This window comes from Texcoconibacillus texcoconensis (assembly GCF_014202575.1).
GTDB lineage: Bacteria > Bacillota > Bacilli > Bacillales > Salisediminibacteriaceae > Texcoconibacillus > Texcoconibacillus texcoconensis.
In genome coordinates this window covers 288,934-309,866 of record NZ_JACHHB010000001.1, presented here as the reverse complement: position 1 = coordinate 309,866, position 20,933 = coordinate 288,934, and the positions used below count along the sequence as shown (strand labels likewise).

Annotated in this window: 20 protein-coding genes and 1 other annotated feature; all 20 genes read left to right on the top strand. The window is 41.9% G+C overall.

The window, feature by feature from the left end; genetic code table 11:
* The first annotated feature begins 44 nt into the window (after positions 1-44).
* The 20 genes from HNQ41_RS01470 (at position 45) to pyrF (ending at position 20,933) form a co-directional block, all read left to right on the top strand.
* Entirely contained in the window at positions 45-332 is a 288-nt protein-coding gene (locus HNQ41_RS01470) for a YlmC/YmxH family sporulation protein (protein ID WP_184662633.1), read from the top strand.
* Positions 333-421: 89 nt separating this feature from the next.
* The gene (pgeF, locus tag HNQ41_RS01465) at positions 422-1,276 is read left to right on the top strand and encodes a peptidoglycan editing factor PgeF (protein WP_184662632.1); all 855 of its coding nucleotides are present in this window, start codon (positions 422-424) and stop codon (positions 1,274-1,276) included.
* A complete protein-coding gene (locus HNQ41_RS01460) occupies positions 1,273-1,956 on the top strand; it encodes a YggS family pyridoxal phosphate-dependent enzyme (protein ID WP_184662631.1) in 684 nt (227 codons plus the stop codon). The genes pgeF and HNQ41_RS01460 overlap by 4 nt, the downstream gene beginning before the upstream one ends.
* A 28-nt stretch (positions 1,957-1,984) precedes the next feature.
* Complete coding sequence (locus HNQ41_RS01455) at positions 1,985-2,428, top strand: cell division protein SepF (protein WP_184662630.1); 444 nt, start codon at positions 1,985-1,987, stop codon at positions 2,426-2,428.
* Between the two features lie 10 nt (positions 2,429-2,438).
* On the top strand, positions 2,439-2,705 hold the full coding sequence (locus tag HNQ41_RS01450) for a YggT family protein (RefSeq protein ID WP_184662629.1): 267 nt from the start codon (positions 2,439-2,441) through the stop codon (positions 2,703-2,705).
* Positions 2,706-2,735: 30 nt separating this feature from the next.
* Complete coding sequence (locus HNQ41_RS01445; protein WP_184662628.1) at positions 2,736-3,509, top strand: YlmH family RNA-binding protein; 774 nt, start codon at positions 2,736-2,738, stop codon at positions 3,507-3,509.
* A gap of 96 nt (positions 3,510-3,605) precedes the next feature.
* Positions 3,606-4,115 carry a DivIVA domain-containing protein gene (locus tag HNQ41_RS01440; protein ID WP_184662627.1) on the top strand — a complete coding sequence of 170 codons (510 nt, stop codon included), beginning with the start codon at positions 3,606-3,608 and terminating at the stop codon, positions 4,113-4,115.
* A 66-nt stretch (positions 4,116-4,181) separates the two neighbouring features.
* Positions 4,182-4,425, top strand: a binding site (T-box leader).
* An 89-nt stretch (positions 4,426-4,514) separates the two neighbouring features.
* Positions 4,515-7,277, top strand: a complete 2,763-nt coding sequence (ileS, locus tag HNQ41_RS01435; RefSeq protein WP_184662626.1) for an isoleucine--tRNA ligase — start codon at positions 4,515-4,517, stop codon at positions 7,275-7,277.
* A 211-nt stretch (positions 7,278-7,488) separates the two neighbouring features.
* On the top strand, positions 7,489-8,175 hold the full coding sequence (locus HNQ41_RS01430; protein ID WP_184662625.1) for a TraR/DksA C4-type zinc finger protein: 687 nt from the start codon (positions 7,489-7,491) through the stop codon (positions 8,173-8,175).
* 41 nt (positions 8,176-8,216) lie between these two features.
* Positions 8,217-8,720, top strand: a complete 504-nt coding sequence (lspA, locus tag HNQ41_RS01425; RefSeq protein ID WP_221301800.1) for a signal peptidase II — start codon at positions 8,217-8,219, stop codon at positions 8,718-8,720.
* Positions 8,717-9,637 carry an RluA family pseudouridine synthase gene (locus tag HNQ41_RS01420; RefSeq protein ID WP_184662624.1) on the top strand — a complete coding sequence of 307 codons (921 nt, stop codon included), beginning with the start codon at positions 8,717-8,719 and terminating at the stop codon, positions 9,635-9,637. The genes lspA and HNQ41_RS01420 overlap by 4 nt, the downstream gene beginning before the upstream one ends.
* Before the next feature lie 174 nt (positions 9,638-9,811).
* Positions 9,812-10,354 carry a bifunctional pyr operon transcriptional regulator/uracil phosphoribosyltransferase PyrR gene (gene pyrR / locus HNQ41_RS01415; protein ID WP_184662623.1) on the top strand — a complete coding sequence of 181 codons (543 nt, stop codon included), beginning with the start codon at positions 9,812-9,814 and terminating at the stop codon, positions 10,352-10,354.
* A 154-nt stretch (positions 10,355-10,508) separates the two neighbouring features.
* Positions 10,509-11,840 (top strand): uracil-xanthine permease family protein, encoded by a 1,332-nt coding sequence (locus HNQ41_RS01410; protein WP_281393729.1) that lies wholly within the window; start codon positions 10,509-10,511, stop codon positions 11,838-11,840.
* A 243-nt stretch (positions 11,841-12,083) separates the two neighbouring features.
* Positions 12,084-12,995 carry an aspartate carbamoyltransferase catalytic subunit gene (locus HNQ41_RS01405; RefSeq protein ID WP_184662622.1) on the top strand — a complete coding sequence of 304 codons (912 nt, stop codon included), beginning with the start codon at positions 12,084-12,086 and terminating at the stop codon, positions 12,993-12,995.
* Entirely contained in the window at positions 12,979-14,277 is a 1,299-nt protein-coding gene (locus tag HNQ41_RS01400; protein ID WP_184662621.1) for a dihydroorotase, read from the top strand. The genes HNQ41_RS01405 and HNQ41_RS01400 overlap by 17 nt, the downstream gene beginning before the upstream one ends.
* On the top strand, positions 14,267-15,373 hold the full coding sequence (gene carA / locus HNQ41_RS01395; RefSeq protein ID WP_184662620.1) for a glutamine-hydrolyzing carbamoyl-phosphate synthase small subunit: 1,107 nt from the start codon (positions 14,267-14,269) through the stop codon (positions 15,371-15,373). Before HNQ41_RS01400 ends, carA begins: the two co-directional genes overlap by 11 nt.
* Positions 15,360-18,557, top strand: a complete 3,198-nt coding sequence (carB, locus tag HNQ41_RS01390; protein ID WP_184662619.1) for a carbamoyl-phosphate synthase large subunit — start codon at positions 15,360-15,362, stop codon at positions 18,555-18,557. Before carA ends, carB begins: the two co-directional genes overlap by 14 nt.
* Entirely contained in the window at positions 18,554-19,318 is a 765-nt protein-coding gene (locus HNQ41_RS01385; RefSeq protein WP_184662618.1) for a dihydroorotate dehydrogenase electron transfer subunit, read from the top strand. Before carB ends, HNQ41_RS01385 begins: the two co-directional genes overlap by 4 nt.
* Positions 19,315-20,244, top strand: coding sequence for a dihydroorotate dehydrogenase (locus HNQ41_RS01380; protein ID WP_184662617.1), 930 nt, complete (start codon positions 19,315-19,317; stop codon positions 20,242-20,244). Before HNQ41_RS01385 ends, HNQ41_RS01380 begins: the two co-directional genes overlap by 4 nt.
* Positions 20,226-20,933 (top strand): orotidine-5'-phosphate decarboxylase, encoded by a 708-nt coding sequence (gene pyrF, locus HNQ41_RS01375; protein WP_184662616.1) that lies wholly within the window; start codon positions 20,226-20,228, stop codon positions 20,931-20,933. The genes HNQ41_RS01380 and pyrF overlap by 19 nt, the downstream gene beginning before the upstream one ends.

Sequence of the window (20,933 nt, the reverse complement as noted above, 5' to 3'; positions counted from 1 at the left end):
AATCCATACGTTAAGAGTCAAAATAAAGAATGGAGGCGTGAGTAATGATTAAAATTTCAGATATCCAATCGAAAGATATCGTTAATTTGTCAGATGGAAAGATGATTGGTCATATATCAGACTTAGATATTAACTTAGAAACGGGGAAAGTTGAAGCTTTAGTCATAGGAGATTCAAAGATGATGAGTTTGTTTCAGCGTGGTGGTCAAGAAGTCGTTATACCATGGAAAAATGTCATTAAAATTGGTTCAGACGTCATACTTGTACGGACAGAATCTGGTCAATCCTCTTCACAAGCGAGCGATGAAACAGAAGGAAGCGATGATGCATAATGAAGGATCCAGTTCACAGCTCCTATTATACGGAAGGTTCAAAGTATGGTAAAATAAAAATCAAATATAGGTGAGGGTGATGAATACAGATGAGTAAGGATCCGTTTGAACTCGACTCAAATCGAGGTTATTTGCACCTTGCGCCCTTTGAAGAAATGGACTTACGATTGACAGCAGGTTTTACTACTCGTTTGCGAGGTGCAAGTCGTGAGTCATTTGCAGAAAGAAATATGGCATTTGGTATCGGGGACGAAGATGACAACGTGCTAGAAAATCGTCGTCTTTTTGGTCAAGAAATCGGGTTCTCCTTATCTCAATGGATCGTCCCTGAGCAAGTTCATGAGGTATCAGTTCGGAAAGTGACAAAAACGGCATGTGGCTTAGGGGCAAAGGAAAAATCAACAGAAATAAAATCAACGGATGCATTGTATACGGACCAAGCTGATGTGTTACTTGTAAGTTTTTACGCAGATTGTGTGCCGATTTACGTTTTTGTCCCTTCTCGTGGAATCGTAGGCTTAGCTCATGCAGGTTGGCGAGGTACAGTTGGTCGTATTGGTGTTCGACTCATCGATGAGATCATCAAATCCGAAGGCATTTCGACAAATGATATTTTCGTGGCCATCGGTCCATCTATTTCGGGCCCATGTTATGAAGTTGATAATAAAGTGATTCGTCATGTAAAAGAGTTAGGTATGAACCTTTCTAAAGATGTAGTTACAGAAACGAGTGGTCAGCGCTATCAGTTGGCTTTAAAATCATTAAATCAAGACCTATTATTAGCGTATGGCATATTACCTGAGCACATTTTTTTATCAAACCATTGTACGTATCAAGACCCATCCCTTTTTTATTCATACAGACGGGACGGTGCGAATACGGGGAGAATGATTAGTTACATAGGAATAAAAGGAACAGGAGAACAAGGGGGTGACGTTCGATGAGTGTTCAACGACGACTAGAACAAGTAGAAGAGGAGATTCATGCAGCTTGTGAACGTTCACATCGGTCGCGTGATGAAGTGGAGATTATCACAGTGACGAAATATGCGACCGTTGAACGTACACAAGAAGTTTTGGATGCAGGCCTTATTCATATTGGTGAGAATCGCGCTGAATCAGGTGTGGAGAAGTGGCATGCTTTAAACGGTAGAGGGAATTGGCATTTTATTGGACAACTTCAATCGCGGAAAGTAAAAGAAATGATTGATCAATTTGATACGATTCATTCATTAGATCGTCTTTCTTTGGCGAAAGAGATTCAAAAGCGCGCAAAACCTGGACGGGTTGTTGATACTTTTGTTCAAGTAAATGTCTCAGGGGAATCTTCCAAATCAGGGATTCGTCCAGAGGATACTGTCAACTTTATTGAGGAACTAGAAAAGTACTCGAGTATTCGGGTTATAGGTCTTATGACGATGGCTCCTTACGCAAAAGACACAGAAGAAACACGTCCAATTTTTCGCCATTTAAAAGAATTACAACAGGAAGTCAAACAGAGCAAGTTTTCTCATGCACCTTGTCATCATTTATCAATGGGCATGTCGAATGACTACGAGGTTGCGATCGAAGAAGGAGCGACATTTGTCCGAATTGGTAGTGCATTAGTGGGCGAAGATGAGTAATGATGTTAAAAGAAATGGGGAGAAAATAATGAGTTTGAAAACAAAATTCAAGCGTTTTTTTGAACTCGATGATGATTACGATGAATATCAAATAAATGAAGAAGTCGAGTTACCTGAAGAAGATTCGAATGGACATTTCGAACCGCTTGATGACAATAAAACGAACAATAATGTCGTCAGCCTTTCTAGCGTTCAGCAAAACGCCAAGGTTATTCTTCTTGAACCCCAACATTATGAAGAGGCGCAAGAAATTGCTGATCAATTGAAAAACCGTAAGGCAGTTGTTATTAATTTACAAAGAATTTCACACGATCAAGCGAAACGAATCGTCGATTTTTTAAGTGGAACGGTGTATGCTATAGGAGGAGATATTCAGAAGCTGGGGATGAATATTTTTCTTTGTACACCAGATAATGTAGACGTTTCAGGTGCGATTTCTGATATGTTTTCAAGTGATAACAATAATAGGTAGGTGAAGTTTTATGGCTATGTTAGGTAGTTTAATTATTAATGCAATGACGATTTATATGTTTTTAGTGATCATTTACATATTTATGTCTTGGGTCCCAAATGCGCGTGAATCCTCATTTGGACAATTTCTAGGCTCAATTGTAGAACCGTATTTAGAACCATTTCGTAAAATCATCCCGCCATTAGGAATGATTGATATTTCTCCGATTGTTGCGATTTTTGTGCTGAACTTGGCAATGCGCGGAGTTACAGTGTTGTTTAATAATCTTCTACTTTAATGTTTCCCGAAATGAGAGGGGATCAATTCGATGAGTATTCACGATCATTTTCGGCGTGATGAGCAACCGTTTGTCGATCAAGTATTGGATTGGAAGCAGTATGTTATCGACCGCTATGCGCCGAAGTTGACTGATTTTTTAGATCCACGAGAACAAGAGATTGTCCGTTCAATTATTGGTAACGGTCCCGATGTGTACGTTGTTTTTTCGGGGGGGAATGAAGACACCGAACGTAAACGGGCCTTCATTTTACCACCTTACATAGAAGTGACAGACGATGATTTTGAATTAGCGATTTACCATGTTCATTACCCAAAAAAGTTTATTACACTTGAGCATCGTCATGTTTTAGGTGCATTAATGAATATTGGTTTGCGCCGAGAAAAGTTCGGTGATATTGTAGTTAATGATGGGCAAATTCAATTTGTTGTTGCTGAAGACGTCGCTCAATTTGTAGAAATGAATTTAACAGCGATATCGAAAGCCTCGGTTCGTTTAGATAGAATCGATGTTTCGAAAATGATCGAACAATCAAGCAAATATTCCGAAAATGTCATGACGGTGTCGTCACTTCGTGCTGATGCGGTCGTGAGTGAAATTTATCGCTTATCGCGTGCGAAAGTGAAACCGTTGTTCGATAAAGAGCGAGTAAAAGTGAATTGGAAGGTCGTTGACCAAGCGAGCTATCAAATGGGTGTAGGTGACGTTTTGTCCGTTCGTGGTCAAGGACGAAGTAAGTTACTTGGTATTGAAGGAGAAACGAAAAAAGGAAAATTGCTAATTCGTGTCGGGATTCAGCAATAAATATCGAATAAAATGCAGGAATTGACTGGTGTACGTCGAATCAAAGTTATTAAGTGTTAACGTGTACAAATTCGAAAAGTATTTGGAGGTGTCACCATGCCATTAACGCCTTTGGATATCCATAATAAGGTATTTACTCGCGGCTTTCGTGGTTATGATGAAGATGAAGTTAATGAATTTTTAGACCAAGTCATTAAAGATTATGAAATGGTGATTCGTGAAAAGAAGGAATTGCAAGATAAAGTCAATGAGTTAGAAGAAAAACTGAACCATTTCTCGAATATTGAAACAACACTTAACAAATCGATTCTTGTCGCTCAAGAAACAGCTGAAGAAGTGAAGCGAAACGCGGATAAAGAGTCGAAGTTAATTATTAAAGAAGCCGAGAAAAATGCCGACCGAATCATCAATGAGGCGCTATCGAAATCTAGAAAGATTTCTCTTGAAAATGAAGAGTTAAAGAAACAGGCTTCGGTATATCGTATGCGTTTCAAAATGCTTTTAGAAGCACAATTGGACATGCTTAATACTGAAGAGTGGGATGACATTAGTAAACCATTAGAAGATGATGAAACGGAAGAAGAAATGGAGAATGTGAAAGGCTAACTTGACGTTTTTTCTCGGTTTATCATATAATGCTTTCATAATTAAGATATGATATGATCATGTATATATGAGACGATGATAGGGAGAGTACCTTTGATTGTGTCCTTTAGCGAGCTAGGGATGGTGAGAGCCTAGTGGATAAATCAATAGGGAAGATCACCCTAGAGTTTCGTACTGAACGAGAGCGACCACTCGCTTTTTAGTAGGCTACGACGGCTTTCAACCGTTATTTGTTTAGAGTGAACAAAAGTGCACACCTGTGTACGATGTTCATTAGGGTGGTACCACGGTTAACCTTCTCGTCCCTATGTCGGATGGGAAGGTTTTTTTATTTGTCGTTGCCTATGGGCGTTTACGTTTTATTTTCGATTGATCATTGAACAATAAAGGAGGACCACGATGAGTTATAAAGAAACACTGTTAATGCCAAAAACCGCGTTTCCGATGAAAGGGAACCTTCCAAATCGGGAACCAGAGATGCAAAAGCAATGGGAAGATGAACAAATGTATAAAAAAGTTCAAGAGCGCACCGAAGGAAGGCCGCTTTTTGTTCTTCATGATGGGCCACCATACGCAAATGGTGATATCCATATGGGACATGCTCTAAACAAGCTTTTGAAAGATTTTATCGTCCGATACAAATCAATGAGTGGATACCACGCACCTTACGTTCCGGGTTGGGATACTCATGGTTTACCAATTGAGACAGCACTGACGAAGTCAGGAAAAGTCGATCGTAAGAAATTAACGACCGCTGAATTTCGTGATAAATGTGAAGCATATGCACTTGAGCAAGTCGATCGTCAACGCGAACAATTTAAGCGCCTAGGTGTTCGTGGAGATTGGGAAAACCCATACATTACATTGAACAATGAATATGAAGCGCAGCAAATTAAAGTGTTTGGTGAAATGGCGAAACGTGGTTATATTTATAAAGGGAAAAAGCCTGTCTATTGGTCTCCTTCTTCTGAGTCGGCATTAGCAGAAGCGGAAATTGAATACCATGATAAGCGCTCACCATCGATTTACGTCGGATTTCCAGTAAAAGATGGTAAAAATGTTCTTGACGGTGATGAGCAATTCGTTATTTGGACGACAACCCCTTGGACAATTCCTGCTAACTTAGCGATCAGCCTTCATCCAAACCTCGATTATGTTGTTGTGAAAGAAAAAGATGCAAAATATATCGTTGCTGAAGGTCTCCTTTCTACGTTAAAAGAGGCGTTAGAATGGGAGGAAGCAGAAATCATCAAATCGTTCAAAGGGCAAGAGTTAGAAAACACAGTGGCTAAGCACCCACTATATGAACGAGACTCCCTTGTGATTTTAGGGGATCATGTCACACTTGATGCAGGTACTGGGTGCGTACATACAGCACCTGGTCATGGTGAAGATGACTACGTCGTCGGACAAAAATATGGCCTTGATGTTTTATGCCCAGTGAATGATCAAGGTGTGATGACAGAAGAAGCACCACAATTTGAAGGCATGTTTTACGATAAAGCAAACAAGCCAATTACAGAAGCGTTAGAGGAAAAAGGCGCGCTGTTGAATTTAAACTTTATTACCCATACCTATCCACATGACTGGCGTACGAAAAAGCCAGTTATTTTCCGAGCAACATATCAATGGTTTGCTTCCATCAATGATATTCGCGACGAATTGCTTAAAGCCGTTAATAATGTAGAATGGCTGCCAAAATGGGGCGAAACGCGTTTGTATAATATGGTCCGTGACCGTGGTGACTGGTGTATTTCTCGTCAGCGTGCATGGGGAGTACCGATTCCGATCTTTTACGGTGAAGATAACGAAGCGATCGTAACAGATGAGACGATTGAGCACGTATCTAACTTATTCCGTCAACACGGGTCAAATATTTGGTTCGAATGGGAAGCGAAAGATTTACTTCCTGAAGGCTTTACGTCTAGTCACAGTCCAAATGGGGAGTTTACAAAAGAAACGGATATTATGGATGTGTGGTTCGACTCTGGTTCTTCACACCAAGCCGTATTAGAAGAACGCGAAGACTTGCAAAGACCAGCAGATGTTTATATCGAAGGTTCTGACCAATATCGTGGTTGGTTTAACTCTTCACTTTCAACATCGGTAGCTGTCACTGGAAAAGCTCCTTATAAATCCGTCATTAGTCACGGCTTTACACTAGATGGTGATGGACGAAAGATGAGTAAATCATTAGGAAACGTTATTGTCCCAAATAAGGTGATGAAGCAACTTGGGGCAGATATCTTACGCTTATGGACAGCATCTGTCGATTATCAAGCGGATGTGCGTTTATCTGATGCGATCTTAAAGCAAGTGGCTGAAGTTTACCGTAAAATCCGTAACACGCTACGCTTTTTACATGGAAACTTACATGACTTTACACCGTCAACAGACCGTGTATCAGATGATGAATTATCTGAATTAGACCAATACATGAGTGTTCGTTTACAAGAAATTATCAATGACGTGAGAAGTGCGTATGATCATTACCAATTTGCAAGTGTATATAATACGATCCACAATTTCTGTACAATTGACCTAAGTTCATTCTACATGGATATTGCAAAAGATACGCTTTACTGTGAACATGCTAACCATCCTGCGCGCCGCGCAATTCAAACGGTGATGTATGATGTTCTCGTTTCGTTAACAAAATTATTATCACCGATTTTATCTCATACAACGGAAGAAGTTTGGCAGTTCATTCCTGAGGTCGAAGAAGATAGCGTTCAGTTAACAGATATGCCTGAAGCTACGGATGTACCTACATCCTCAGAATTAAAACAAAAATGGCAAACATTTAATGCGTTGAGAGATGAAGTGTATAAAGCACTTGAAGAAGCTAGGAATGAAAAGAAGGTTGGGAAATCACTGACAGCAGCGGTTACGATTTATGCTAATGAAGAAGATGCGAACATCTTGCGTTCTGTTGGTGACTTAACGAAGTTGTTTATCGTTTCTCGCGTTAACGTCGTTGATGGGGTGAACGAAGCCCCAGAAGAGGCGAATCGATATGAACAATTAGCTGTACATGTTGAACCTGCTGAGGGTGAGACTTGTCAACGTTGTTGGTATGTAACAGAGGAAGTTGGGCGTGTAGAAGAGCATCCAACGCTTTGCCCTCGTTGTGCAGAAACGGTTACAAACCACTACTCATAACATTTTAAGATGAAATTTGGACGGCTATGCTAAGTCAAATTTGCTGAAAGAAGAACATGATGGTTATTTCAGCGACTGGCTAGTCGTCTTTTTTCCAAGGTTTAAAACGGTGAATGCGTCCAATGATAGCAAATGTTTCAGCGACTATTCCTCTTGTTATCGGCTAACCTAACACTGAGTCGACCAAGACTCGGGAAAGGGGAGCAGCATCATGACATCACTTGAAAAGATTCGTCACGAACTAGAGAGTGAGCGTGATCGGCTACAATCTTCTCTAGAAGAAGAACGAAACTGGCGTAAAGAAAGGTCATTGTCCGATGCTACAGGAGAATTGTCACAGTATGATAATCATCCCGCTGATTCAGGAACAGAAATATATGAACGAGCAAAAGATGATGCCTTACGTCACAGAATGCAACATGAGTTGCAGAAAGTCGAAGCCGCTTTAGAACGAATGGATAATGGAACGTACGGATATTGTGTGATTACAGGGGAGCCTATTCCAATCGAACGACTCGAAGCCAACCCAGTAGCCAATACATTGGTTGATGCAGAAGAATCAACGAAAGTCGCGAATGACCGTCCTGTTGAAGAGGATGTACTTGGTGGATTTGGACGTTATAACTATGATACCGATGACCGTGAGACACAATTTGACGCGGAGGACTCGTATCAAGCAGTAGCCGTTTGGAATACAGCTGATGGTATTAATGAAATTGAAGCCGTGGAAATTGCTGATGAATTTATTGGCTATGTCGAAGAAATCGAAGCCTTTGTTTCAACAGATATGGATGGCTATCGTGGTGCGGATAGTGTTCAATTCCAACGGAACGAACATTATAAAGAGTATGTAAACCAATCATTAGAAAGAATTTTTCAAGAAGGCGAAGATGAATAGGGAGCCTACCCATTTTTTTGGAATGGGGGGCTGTCCCCTTTTTGGTAAACGTTAGAGGGAATGGAGGAACGGAAGTGGTCGTTTATTACATCATAGCGATTGCGGTGATTGCCATTGATCAATGGACAAAATGGCTCGTCGTTCAAAATATGAATGTTGGTGAAAGGATACCAATTATTGAAGGGTTTTTCTATTGGACATCACATCGAAACGAAGGTGCAGCTTTTGGTATTTTACAAGGACAAATGTGGTTTTTTTACATCGTTACCATATTTGTCATAGGATTTGTTATATATTACTTGCATAAGGAAGCAAGAGGACGCAAATGGCTAGGTACAGCACTTGGCCTCGTATTAGGAGGGGCGATTGGAAACTTTATAGATCGCGTACTTCAAGGAGAAGTTGTCGACTTTATCGATGTATTTATTTTTACATATAATTACCCAATATTTAACGTAGCCGATATGGCCTTGGTTATCGGTGTGGGTATACTTATTATCATTATTTTACGTGAAGATGTCGAGCAAAGGAAGAATGAAAAATGATGGAGCATACTTTTACTTTCCAACAACAAAATCGTATTCGAATTGATAAATGGTTAATTGAGCAAGCGTCGTCTTGGTCGAGATCAGGGGTACAAAAGTGGATCAAAGATGGTCAGGTGACAGTTAACGGGAAAACCGCGAAAGCAAGTGATAAATTGCACGAAGGAGACGTTATCGTCGTTTATGAACCAGAAGCAAAACCTGTTGATATTCAGCCAGAATTGATCCCACTTGATATTGTTTATGAAGACAGTGATTTGCTTGTCGTAAATAAAAGACGTGGAATGGTCGTTCATCCTTCACCAGGCCATCAAAGTGGAACACTTGTCAATGCATTACTTGCTCATTGTGATGACCTATCGGGCATTAATGGAGAAATGCGTCCTGGTATCGTGCACCGAATTGATAAAGATACTTCAGGTTTACTCGTTGTCGCAAAATCCGATGCAGCACATGTATCACTAGCAAAACAACTTGAGCAAAAATTAGTTGAGCGTAAGTACTTTGCAATCGTTAATGGCACGATGAAGCATGATGAAGGAACAATCGATGCACCGATCGGTCGAGACCCAAACGACCGTCAAAAATATACTGTAACATCGAAAAACGCGAAAGATGCGGTGACCCACTTTGAAGTACAAGAACGTCTAGGGGAACAGACACTCGTTGCTTGTCATTTAGAAACGGGACGCACTCACCAAATTCGTGTTCATTTCCAGTATATAAAACACCCAATTATTGGCGATCCAAAGTATGGGCCGAGACGGAAGATGAAACTTCCCATTGAAGGGCAAGCGTTGCATGCAGGCGAACTGCGCTTAAAACACCCAAAGACAAATGAAGAAATGACGTTCACTGCACCTCTTCCCGATGATTTTTCGAGTTGTCTTGGCAAACTAAGACAAGCTTCTACTTGACAACTGCTTGTTTTTTTGCCATACTTACATCAAATAAAATCATCCCTTAAATTCAGTCCCGTGAGGCTGAGAAGGTAGCATAAGATGTGTTTTTTGTATACGTTTGTTTTATGCGCGAGACCTCTCACCAAAGGGTGAGAGGTCTTTTTTTGCAGGGAGAAAGGAGGCCTACACATGAAATCGATCCTCGATGAACAAGCGATTCGCCGAGCTTTAACACGCATTTCTCATGAAATTATCGAACGAAACAAAGGGGTTTCCAATTGTGTGATCGTCGGAATAAAAACAAGAGGAACATTTATCGCCGAGCGTATTGCCGAACGAATTGAGCAAATCGAAGGTGAAAAAGTCCCGGTTGGGGAAGTCGATATTACGCTTTATCGTGACGATTTAACAGTGAAAACAGACGATGAGCAACCAGAATTACGCGGTACAAATGTCGATGCAGATATTAATGGTCGTACGGTCATTCTCGTTGATGATGTTCTTTATACTGGGCGAACTGTACGCGCTGCACTAGACGCGCTCATTGATATGGGGCGACCAGGTCACATTCAATTAGCAGTGCTTATCGATCGTGGACACCGAGAATTACCGATTCGACCTGATTTTGTAGGTAAAAATGTACCGACATCCAATAATGAACTGATCGAAGCGAAAATGAATGAAGTAGATGGAGAAGATGAAGTGATTTTAAGACAAAAAACCTCCCTTTAAACCAGTCCCGTGAGGCTGAAAAGGGGTATACTCCTCGCATGAACGAAATCGTTTTTCACTTTTAGTGGAACGTATGTCTGAGTTCATGTTGAAGATGATACCTCTTTGCCTGCAAAGAGGTTTTTTGTATATCATCATAGAGGAGGAATAAAAATTGAGTCAATTTACGAATAAACAAGTCGGGGTAAAAGAAGTGCCACGCTTTGATAAATGGGTGATGCTAAGCATTCAGCATCTTTTTGCGATGTTTGGTGCGACGATATTAGTTCCGTTATTAGTTGAGTTGCCACCAGCTGTTGCACTTGTATCAAGCGGCTTAGGGACGCTCGCTTACTTAATTGTGACGCGCGGACAAATCCCTGCTTACTTAGGGTCATCCTTTGCTTTTATTGCCCCACTTATTGCAGCGATGACGGTCGGAGGTCCAGAAGGAGCAATGATCGGAAGTTTCGTCGCGGGTATTGTTTATGGCGCAGTTGCATTAACGATTCGTTTTACAGGGGTTCAATGGTTAATGAACTTGCTCCCACCGATTGTCGTTGGCCCAGTGATTATGGTGATAGGCTTAGGACTTGCGACAACTGCGATTGATATGGCGATGTTTGTACCAGGTACAGACGCGGAATTTAGTTGGGTTCACTTTTCAACAGCGCTTGTTACACTGGCGATTACTGTTATCGCAGCAGCATTTTTACGAGGATTTTTCGGACTTATTCCGATTTTGATCGGTATCATTGGTGGCTACACGTATGCTGCTATCCAAGGGCTCGTTGACTTTACCGGTGTTCAAGAGGCAGCGTGGATTCAAGTACCAGACTTTATCATTCCATTTGCAACATACACACCACAATTTCATTGGGAGATCGTTTGGATTATGGTGCCGATCGCGCTTGTAACAATATCAGAACATATCGGTGACCAGATGGTGTTAAGTAAAGTCGTAGAAAAAAACTTTATTAAAAAACCTGGTTTACATCGCTCTTTGTTTGGTGATGGTGTTGCGACAGTGATTTCATCCTTACTCGGTGGTCCACCAAACACCACTTATGGGGAAAACGTAGGGGTTGTATCATTAACACGAGTCTTTAGCGTATGGGTCATTGCTGGTGCAGCGTTGTTTGCTGTCGCTTTCGGCTTTATTGGTAAAATCACGGAGCTGATTGCAGCAACACCTGATGCAGTCATGGGTGGTGTATCAATATTACTTTTCGGGATTATCGCATCAAACGGAATGCGGATGTTAATTGATAACCAAATTGACTTAGGGATAAAACGAAACATGATCATTGCTTCTGTCATTCTCGTCATCGGTATTGGTGGGGCGTTTATCCCAATAGGTGAGGATGTTGAAATAGCGGGAATGGCACTTGCAGCCATCATTGGTGTGATCTTAAACATGATCTTACCTGGTCGTGAAAAAGATATCACGAGTGGAAAGCTGTTCGATGCAGATGAACACGACCGAAAGAATCACAAAATTGTATAACTCTTTATCCTTTAAACAAGTCCCGTGAGGCTTAAAAGGGTGCAACTCAGAATCGGAAGGGATACGTAGATCTTTTCCATTTCTCCTAAACAGGCACCCAGACGTACAACCACGTAGGGTGTCTTTTTTAAAATAAACAACCGCAGTGTAGAAATTGTTTTTAAGTTATCGGTGATGTGAGATGTTCGTATAACCAGTTTTCGGCACTGTAACGATGACCACTTTGATTAGGAGGGTGAAAATATGGATCAGTTGTTGTCGATGGAGGCGTTGTCAATTGATGAAGTGTTGTCGGTTTTAGAAGAAGCAGATGCTTACCGAAATGGAAAGCCGATTCCTCGTTTAGATCAATACACAATTGCGAATTTATTTTTTGAACCGAGTACACGGACGAAATTAAGTTTTGTTAAAGCGGAACAAATGTTAGGGATGAATATTTTACCGTTTGATGATCGCACGTCTAGTGTTGTAAAAGGTGAATCACTCTACGATACTGTGAAAACGTTAGAGGCGATCGGTTGTGATGCTGTCGTTATTCGTCATCCAGAAAACCAGTATTATCAATCGTTAAAAGGGATCAATATCCCCGTTCTAAACGCTGGAGACGGATCAGGAGAGCATCCGACGCAATCGTTACTTGATTTGTTAACGATCTTTCAAGAGTTTAAAACGTTTCAAGGTTTAAACATCGTCATATGTGGTGATATCGCTCATAGTCGCGTTGCGAAAAGTAATGCACAAATATTAGAACGCTTAGGTGCAAACGTATATTTCAGTGGCCCTAATATGTGGTTAGATGAGACGACAAATGACAAAAAAATACCTCTCGATCGGGCAGTTGAGATTGCCGATGTCATGATGATGCTTCGGATTCAATTTGAACGACACGATGACAAAAATGACAGTGAAAGAGAAAAAAATGAGTACCACCATAAGTTTGGGCTTACTGTCGAGCGAGCTGCACGTATGAAAAAACATGCAATCATTATGCACCCTGCACCAGTTAATCGAGGTGTCGAAATGGCTTCTGAGTTAGTTGAAGCACCGTCTTCACGAATATTTAAGCAAATTGAAAACGGTGTGCTCATAAGAACAGCTTTACTTCATCAAACAATGGCAAAGAAAGGGGTTAAGCACTATGAAAACATGGTATAAAAATGGTTTAACAATCAATGAAAATGGAGACTGGGAAAAAATTCACTTGTTCGTTGAAAATGGGGTCTTTGAAGATGTTGTTTACGGGGAATATGAAACAAAAGGTGAGTCCATCAATGTCGTCGATTTGGAGGAACAGTTTGTCGCACCAGGGCTGATTGATGTTCATGTTCATTTACGTGAGCCTGGGGGAGAAGCGAAAGAGACGATTGAAACAGGAACGAAAGCTGCAGCTAGGGGTGGTTTTACGACGGTCGCGGCGATGCCAAATACCCGCCCTGTTCCAGATACGCCTGAACATTTGCAAGATGTATGGAATCGAATAGAAAAGTCAGCACACGTTAGAGTACTGCCTTACGGATCGATCACGATTCGTCAGTTAGGTGAACAATTAACAGATATGGATCGTTTAACTGAGCTAGATGTTTTTGCTTTTACAGATGATGGTGTAGGTGTTCAACGTGCGAAAACAATGCTCGATGCGATGAAAAAAGCGGCACAACTTGACAAAGCGATCGTCGCTCATTGTGAAGATAACAGCCTTATAGGGGGGGCTGTCCACGAAGGAGAATATGCAAAAAAGCACGGGTTAAAAGGGTTACCATCTGTATCTGAGTCGGTACACATTGCGCGCGATGTGTTGTTAGCAGAAGAAGCAGGTGTTCACTATCATGTGTGTCACGTGAGTACGAAAGAATCGGTTCGTGTGATACGAGATGCAAAAAGAGCAGGGGTTTCAGTGACCGCGGAAGTCACACCGCATCATTTAATTCTTAGTGAAGAAGATATTCCAGGCTTAGACCCGAATTTCAAAATGAATCCACCGTTAAGAGGTGAAAAAGATCGTCAAGCGCTCATTGAAGGGTTGATGGATGGAACCATCGATATCATTGCCACAGACCACGCACCACACACTGAACAAGAAAAGAAACAGTCAATGGAAATGGCACCATTTGGGATCGTTGGTTTAGAAACGGCATTTCCACTTCTTTATACGAAACTTGTGAAAGAAGGTGTGATTTCATTACGACAACTTGTTTCGAAACTAACAGATGCACCAGCTGATCTATTTTCTTTACCGTACGGCAAAATCAAACGAGGTTATAGCGCAGATTTTACGGTGATCGATTTAGCAGCAGCAAACAACGTATCAGCCGAAACGTTTTACTCCAAGGGGAAGAATACACCGTTTGAAGGTTGGCATTTGCAAGGGTGGCCGATCAAAACCGTCTATCAAGGACAATTAGTTTGGGAACAGGGGGAAAAAGTTTATGGATCGTAAGCTTGTGTTAGAAAATAGCGCGGTATTTGAAGGGAAAGGTTTTGGCGCAAATGTAGAATCGATGGGGGAAGTTGTTTTTCAAACGGGAATGACCGGTTATCAAGAAGTCGTTTCTAATCCGTCTAACTGTGGTCAAATTGTCACAATGACGTATCCATTAATCGGAAATGCTGGGGTCAATCGTGACGATTTTGAAAATATGATTTCACATATTCACGGATTAATTGTAAAAAAAGCTTGTCATAAGCCAAGTCATTTTCGAAGTGAAAGGAGTTTACATGAATATTTGCAAGCGAGTGGCATTCCAGCCATTGAAGGTATAGATACACGTCGCTTAACAAAAGAAATCCGTACATATGGAACGATTCGAGGGGCGATCGTTCCTGGAAGTGCGAACACAGAGGAAGTCGTTTTTAACCTCAAACAGTCCGGGTCGTTACACGATCAAGTGTCACGTGTTTCAACGAAAAGTGTTTACGCCTCCCCGGGAAACGGAAAGCGAGTCGTTGTGATCGATTATGGTATGAAAAAGGCGATACTTAAGCAATTAATACAACAAGGTTTTGATGTCGTTGTTGTTCCTTATAATACGAAAGCAGAGGATGTTTTAACGTTAAATCCTGATGGTGTCGTTCTTAGTAACGGCCCTGGTGACCCGGAGGATATACCAGAAGCAGAACAAACTGTTTCTCAATTAATTGGAGAAGTTCCGTTATTTGGGATCTGCCTTGGTCACCAACTTCTTTCGCGCGCTAGTGGGGCAGATACGAAGAAAATGCTTTTTGGACATCGAGGAGCCAACCACCCAGTAAAAGATCTAGAGTCGAAAAATGTTGCTCTTACATCACAAAATCATAGTTATATAGTTGATGAAGAGTCGATGTCTCAAGCTTCACTCACAGTAACGCACCGTAATGTGAATGATGGGACAATTGAGGGTGTTAGGCACACTTATGCACCAGCTTTTGGCGTTCAATTTCATCCTGAAGCAACGCCTGGTCCACATGATAGTTTCTACTTGTTTGAACGTTTTCATGAAATGATTGAATCCTTTGATAAAGAAGAGAAACAGGAGGGATTGTATGCCAAAGCGTAATGATATTAAAAAAATACTCGTCATTGGTTCAGGACCAATTGTCATAGGCCAAGCTGCTGAGTTTGACTATTCAGGGTCACAAGCATGTCAAGCTTTACGGGCAGAAGGCTACGAAGTTGCATTAATTAATTCAAACCCAGCGACAATCATGACGGATGAAACTGTCGCAGATCATGTTTATATTGAGCCGTTAACAATCGAATCTGTCGCTCGTGTGATTCGGATTGAACGACCAGATGCATTGCTTGCAACACTTGGAGGTCAGACGGGACTCAACTTAGCGATGGAACTTTCGGAAGCGGGGATTCTCACGGAATATGGCGTTGAATTACTGGGAACAGATTTGGATGCGATTCAACAAGCTGAAGACAGGGAAAAGTTCCGAGCTTTAATGAATGAATTAGCTGAACCAGTCCCACCGAGTGAAATTGTTCATACGCTTGACGAATCCCTTAAATTTGCAAATCAGATTGGTTATCCGGTCATCGTTCGCCCAGCATATACACTTGGTGGTACAGGTGGAGGCATTGCAGAAAGCGAAGAACAATTGCGAGAGATCGTAGCTTCTGGCTTAAGCTTAAGTCCTGTTGGTCAATGTTTATTAGAAAAGAGTATCGCTGGTTTTAAAGAAATTGAGTATGAAGTGATGCGCGATGCAAATGATCAAGCGATCGTTGTCTGTAACATGGAAAACTTCGATCCGGTCGGTGTTCACACCGGAGATTCGATTGTTGTTGCCCCTTCACAAACGATGACTGATCGTGAATATCAAATTTTACGTAATGCATCGTTAAAGGTTATTCGTGCATTAGGGATTGAAGGAGGATGTAACGTACAGTTTGCGCTTGATCCATTGAGCGAAGATTATTATATTATTGAAGTGAATCCACGTGTAAGTCGCTCATCTGCACTTGCCTCGAAAGCAACAGGGTATCCGATTGCAAAACTCTCTGCACGAATTGCATGTGGCTACCATTTGGACGAGTGCGAAAACCCGATTACGAAAACGACGTATGCAAGTTTTGAACCTGCCTTAGACTATGTCGTTACGAAAATTCCTCGCTGGCCGTTTGATAAATTTGAAGCAGCGAATCGTCAACTCGGTACGCAGATGAAAGCAACTGGTGAGGTCATGTCGATTGGTCGTACGTTTACTGAATCATTGTTAAAAGCCGTTCGTTCTTTAGAGTTACCAACTTTGGATTTACAAATGATTTCCCAGGAAAAGGTGAATACGGAGGAGTTACTCAAACGCATTGAAACGGCTGATGATGAACGGTTATTTTTCTTAGCAGAAGCTTTCAGAAAAGGAGTGTCGGTAGAAACGCTCTTTGAAAGAACGAACATCGATCGCTTCTTTTTACAAGCGATTGAAGACGTCATACAGATCGAAAATGGATTGGAAAATGAACCACTAAGCTATGAAAAATTGAAAGAAGCGAAAGAAAACGGTGTTAGTGATCAGATGATCGCAAAAAGACAAGGAAAAACAGAAAGAGAAGTTCGGAATGAACGTGTAGCGTTAGGGATACGTCCAGTTTATAAGATGGTAGATACGTGCGCAGGTGAGTTTGTTTCTTATACCCCTTATTACTATGGTACGTACGAGGAGGAAAATGAGTCGATTGTTGCGCCGCGTCCCCGTATCCTCGTTCTTGGTTCAGGTCCGATACGAATTGGGCAAGGGATCGAGTTTGATTATGCAACAGTACACACCGTACAAGCGATTCGTGAGTCAGGTTATGAAGCGATCATCATGAACAATAATCCAGAAACAGTGTCTACTGACTTTGAGATTTCCGATAAACTTTATTTTGAACCACTAACGACAGAGGATGTGCTCAATGTCATTGATCACGAACAGCCAGAAGGGGTGATCGTTCAATTTGGCGGTCAGACAGCCATCAATTTAGCTGAACAACTTGCAGCATATGATATCCCAATTTTAGGAACGAACCTTGAAGATATGAACCGAGCTGAGGACCGTGACGAATTTGAACAAACGGTCACAAAGCTAGAGGTGTTACAGCCAAAAGGGAGTACAGCAACGTCGGTTGAAGGTGCGATAAAAATTGCAAATGATATTGGGTATCCAGTTCTCGTACGCCCATCCTACGTCCTTGGAGGTCGTGCAATGGAGATTGTTCATCACGAAGAAGAACTTCTTCGTTATATGAATCGTGCGGTGAAAATCAATGACCAACACCCGGTTTTGATCGATCGTTACTTAACTGGAAAAGAAATCGAGGTCGATGCGATTAGTGACGGTGATACAGTTTGCATTCCAGGCATTATGGAACATATCGAACGCGCAGGTGTCCATTCTGGAGATTCGATTGCTGTTTTCCCAACACAAACATTAAGTGATGAAGTGAAGCAGCAAGTCGTTGACGCAACCATTCGGTTAGCAAAAGGTTTTCATATTAAGGGGCTTATGAATATACAGTTTGTGATCGCTAATGAACAAGTTTATGTGTTGGAAGTCAACCCTCGAGCAAGTCGCACCGTCCCATTTTTAAGTAAAATGACCGGGGTTCCAATGGCCAAATTAGCGACGAAAGCAATACTCGGGGAATCCCTCACCCAGTATGGGTATAGTACAGGACTTATTGAGCAACCCGACCGCGTCGCTGTCAAAGTCCCTGTCTTTTCGTTTGCGAAACTTCGAGATGTTGATATTAGCCTCGGGCCTGAAATGAAGTCAACAGGCGAAGTGTTAGGACAAGATTCTACACTTTCTAAAGCATTATATAAAGGGTTAATTGCTTCTGGAATGGATATCCCAACTCACGGTTCTGTTCTATTTACTGTTGCTGATGCCGATAAAGAAGAAGTGATTCCATATGTGAGAAAATTCCACAAAATGGGCTTTGATATTGTTGCAACAGATGGAACGTCAAAGCGAATTCAAGAAGAAGGAATCCCGGTAACGAGTGTGAATAAAATAGGCGAAGCAAATGGTAGTCTTCTCGATGTGATACGTAAGCAGGACGTCCAATTTGTTATCAACACTTTTACAAGAGGTAAACAACCGGCAAGAGATGGCTTTAAAATTAGGCGTGCCGCTGTCGAAAATGGGATTGTTTGTTTAACATCACTTGATACGTGCAGAGCACTCGTCGATGCGCTTGATATTATGACCTTTCAAACACAGCCACTTAAAACAGGAGGTGGCGTGGAATGATGGTTGCCGACTATCAAGTTGTCGCTCACGAAGAGATTGCAAAAAATATTTACGAAATCACGCTTCGCCATGATCCACTTCCTGCATTTGTAGCTGGTCAGTTCGTTCATGTAAAAGTTGACGATACGTCGTCGCCGTTATTACGTCGCCCGTTAAGTGTGGCACGAATCGATGTGGAAGATGCAACGATTACACTGATCTATCGAAGTGGCGGTCTCGGAACAAATCGATTAACAAAAAAACAGGTCGGGGACACCGTTAACGTCCTCGGCCCTCTAGGGAATGGCTTTATGGTCGATCAAGTTGGCAGTGGTGATCACGCTGTGCTCGTTGGTGGCGGGGTAGGCATTCCGCCTTTATATGAATTAGCAAAACAGCTAAACGAACGAGGGGTTAGAGTCACAACGATATTAGGGTTTCAAGATAAAGATACGAGCTTTTATGTTCGAGCGTTTTCAAAAATTGCTGACGTATATGTCACAAGTGATGATGGCTCAATCGGAATCGAAGGAAACGTGTCTTCTGCTTGGCCATTGATTAAAGATCCTATAGATTGGCTATTTGCGTGTGGGCCAAAGCCAATGTTAAAAGCTTGTGTATCATGGCGAAATCAAGTGCGAAAGGCAAGTTTCGTTTCATTAGAAGAAAGAATGGGTTGTGGGATCGGTGCTTGTTTAGCGTGTGTATGTGAGACAACGCAAGGACAGCGTAAAGTTTGTTCGGATGGTCCTGTATTTACGGCGGAGGAGGTTTGTTTATGAACCGATTACAAACGGAGATCGCAGGAATGACGTTGAAAAATCCAATCATGCCAGCTTCAGGTTGCTTTGCATTCGGATCGGAATACAATGCATTTTACGATTTGAACCAACTTGGCGCAATATGTGTAAAAGCAGTAACCCCAGAAGAAAGAAAAGGCAACCCGACACCTAGGGTAGCAGAAAGTGAAGCAGGGATGCTCAACGCGATTGGACTGCAAAATCCAGGATTGGAAGTCGTCACAAATGATATTCTTCCAAAATTAGCATCTCTCAATACATCTGTGATTGTCAACGTGGCAGGTAAGCAAATAGAAGATTACGAGATCGTTGCGGCGCGTTTGTCGAACGAACCGGCAGTGTCCGCTTTAGAATTAAATATATCTTGCCCCAATGTAAAAGAAGGCGGAATGAGCTTTGGCACGGATCCAGAAACAGCCCGAGTTCTTACAGAACGAGTAAAGGCAGTTTCAGACATCCCGGTTTTTGTGAAACTTTCACCAAATGTTACTGACATCGTGAATATAGCCAAAGCTGTCGAAAAAGGTGGTGCGGATGGGCTTTCGATGATTAATACACTTCTAGGTATGCGAATCGATCCCAAAACTGGAGAGCCCATTTTGGCAAATGGGCAAGGGGGTCTGTCTGGTCCAGCAGTGAAACCAGTTGCCATACGGATGATCTACGACGTTAGTCAACAAGTATCAATCCCGATTATTGGTATGGGTGGTGTTCAGTCAGCGGCAGATGCGATTGAATTTATACTTGCGGGGGCAAGTGCTGTCGCTGTCGGAACAGCCAATTTCGTCAATCCACTCGTTTGCCCAGAGATTATTCATGATCTCCCTAGTTGGCTAGATGAGTGGGGAGTTGATTCAGTCCAAGAGCTAGTCGGAAGGAGTTGGAAATCATGCTCGGCCACCCTATAATTATTGCACTTGATGTTCCTAATGCGAGTGAAATGAAAAAGTTTTTATCTTTGTTTAGGGATAAACAGCTCTTTGTCAAAGTTGGGATGGAATTGTTTTATCGTGAAGGCATGCCGCTACTGCACGAATTGAAAGAAAACGGACATAATGTTTTTCTCGATGTAAAATGTCACGACATTCCTACAACGGTCTATAAGACAATGAAAAACTTAAGTGAAAGTGGTGTTGATCTCGTTAACGTCCACGCGCTAGGTGGATCAGAAATGATGAAAGCTGCGCGTCTTGGCTTAGATGAAGGAACACAAAGTGGGAATCGTCCTTTATGTATAGCGGTCACACAGTTAACGAGTACAGATGAAGCGATGGCTACTTCAGAAATGCAATTACAATCGAGTGTGTCTGAATCGGTATCTCATCTTGCTAAGCTTGCGCAAGAAAGTGGCATGGACGGTGTCGTAGCTTCCAACTTGGAAACGAGACAAATCAAACAAGTGACGACGGATCCATTTGCCGTTGTGACACCCGGGATTCGCATGTTACATGATGCAAAGGATGATCAGCGACGGGTCGTGACACCAAAACAAGCACGTACATACGGAAGTGATGCGATCGTCGTCGGTCGAAGTATAACAAAAGCCCAAGACCCTATTGCTGCATACGAAGTGATTGAAAAAGAATGGAGGGAATAA

Bases quoted from the DNA above. Each gene is read 5' to 3' on its own strand.
- HNQ41_RS01420 (WP_184662624.1), top strand. From the start codon at position 8,717: ATGATGGAGCATACTTTTACTTTCCAACAACAAAATCGTATTCGAATT.
- carB (WP_184662619.1), top strand. From the start codon at position 15,360: ATGCCAAAGCGTAATGATATTAAAAAAATACTCGTCATTGGTTCAGGA.
- HNQ41_RS01440 (WP_184662627.1), top strand. From the start codon at position 3,606: ATGCCATTAACGCCTTTGGATATCCATAATAAGGTATTTACTCGCGGC.
- pyrF (WP_184662616.1), top strand. From the start codon at position 20,226: ATGCTCGGCCACCCTATAATTATTGCACTTGATGTTCCTAATGCGAGT.
- ileS (WP_184662626.1), top strand. From the start codon at position 4,515: ATGAGTTATAAAGAAACACTGTTAATGCCAAAAACCGCGTTTCCGATG.
- HNQ41_RS01455 (WP_184662630.1), top strand. From the start codon at position 1,985: ATGAGTTTGAAAACAAAATTCAAGCGTTTTTTTGAACTCGATGATGAT.
- HNQ41_RS01430 (WP_184662625.1), top strand. From the start codon at position 7,489: ATGACATCACTTGAAAAGATTCGTCACGAACTAGAGAGTGAGCGTGAT.
- HNQ41_RS01445 (WP_184662628.1), top strand. From the start codon at position 2,736: ATGAGTATTCACGATCATTTTCGGCGTGATGAGCAACCGTTTGTCGAT.
- carA (WP_184662620.1), top strand. From the start codon at position 14,267: ATGGATCGTAAGCTTGTGTTAGAAAATAGCGCGGTATTTGAAGGGAAA.
- pgeF (WP_184662632.1), top strand. From the start codon at position 422: ATGAGTAAGGATCCGTTTGAACTCGACTCAAATCGAGGTTATTTGCAC.
- HNQ41_RS01450 (WP_184662629.1), top strand. From the start codon at position 2,439: ATGGCTATGTTAGGTAGTTTAATTATTAATGCAATGACGATTTATATG.
- HNQ41_RS01460 (WP_184662631.1), top strand. From the start codon at position 1,273: ATGAGTGTTCAACGACGACTAGAACAAGTAGAAGAGGAGATTCATGCA.
- HNQ41_RS01405 (WP_184662622.1), top strand. From the start codon at position 12,084: ATGGATCAGTTGTTGTCGATGGAGGCGTTGTCAATTGATGAAGTGTTG.
- HNQ41_RS01400 (WP_184662621.1), top strand. From the start codon at position 12,979: ATGAAAACATGGTATAAAAATGGTTTAACAATCAATGAAAATGGAGAC.
- pyrR (WP_184662623.1), top strand. From the start codon at position 9,812: ATGAAATCGATCCTCGATGAACAAGCGATTCGCCGAGCTTTAACACGC.
- HNQ41_RS01470 (WP_184662633.1), top strand. From the start codon at position 45: ATGATTAAAATTTCAGATATCCAATCGAAAGATATCGTTAATTTGTCA.
- HNQ41_RS01385 (WP_184662618.1), top strand. From the start codon at position 18,554: ATGATGGTTGCCGACTATCAAGTTGTCGCTCACGAAGAGATTGCAAAA.
- HNQ41_RS01380 (WP_184662617.1), top strand. From the start codon at position 19,315: ATGAACCGATTACAAACGGAGATCGCAGGAATGACGTTGAAAAATCCA.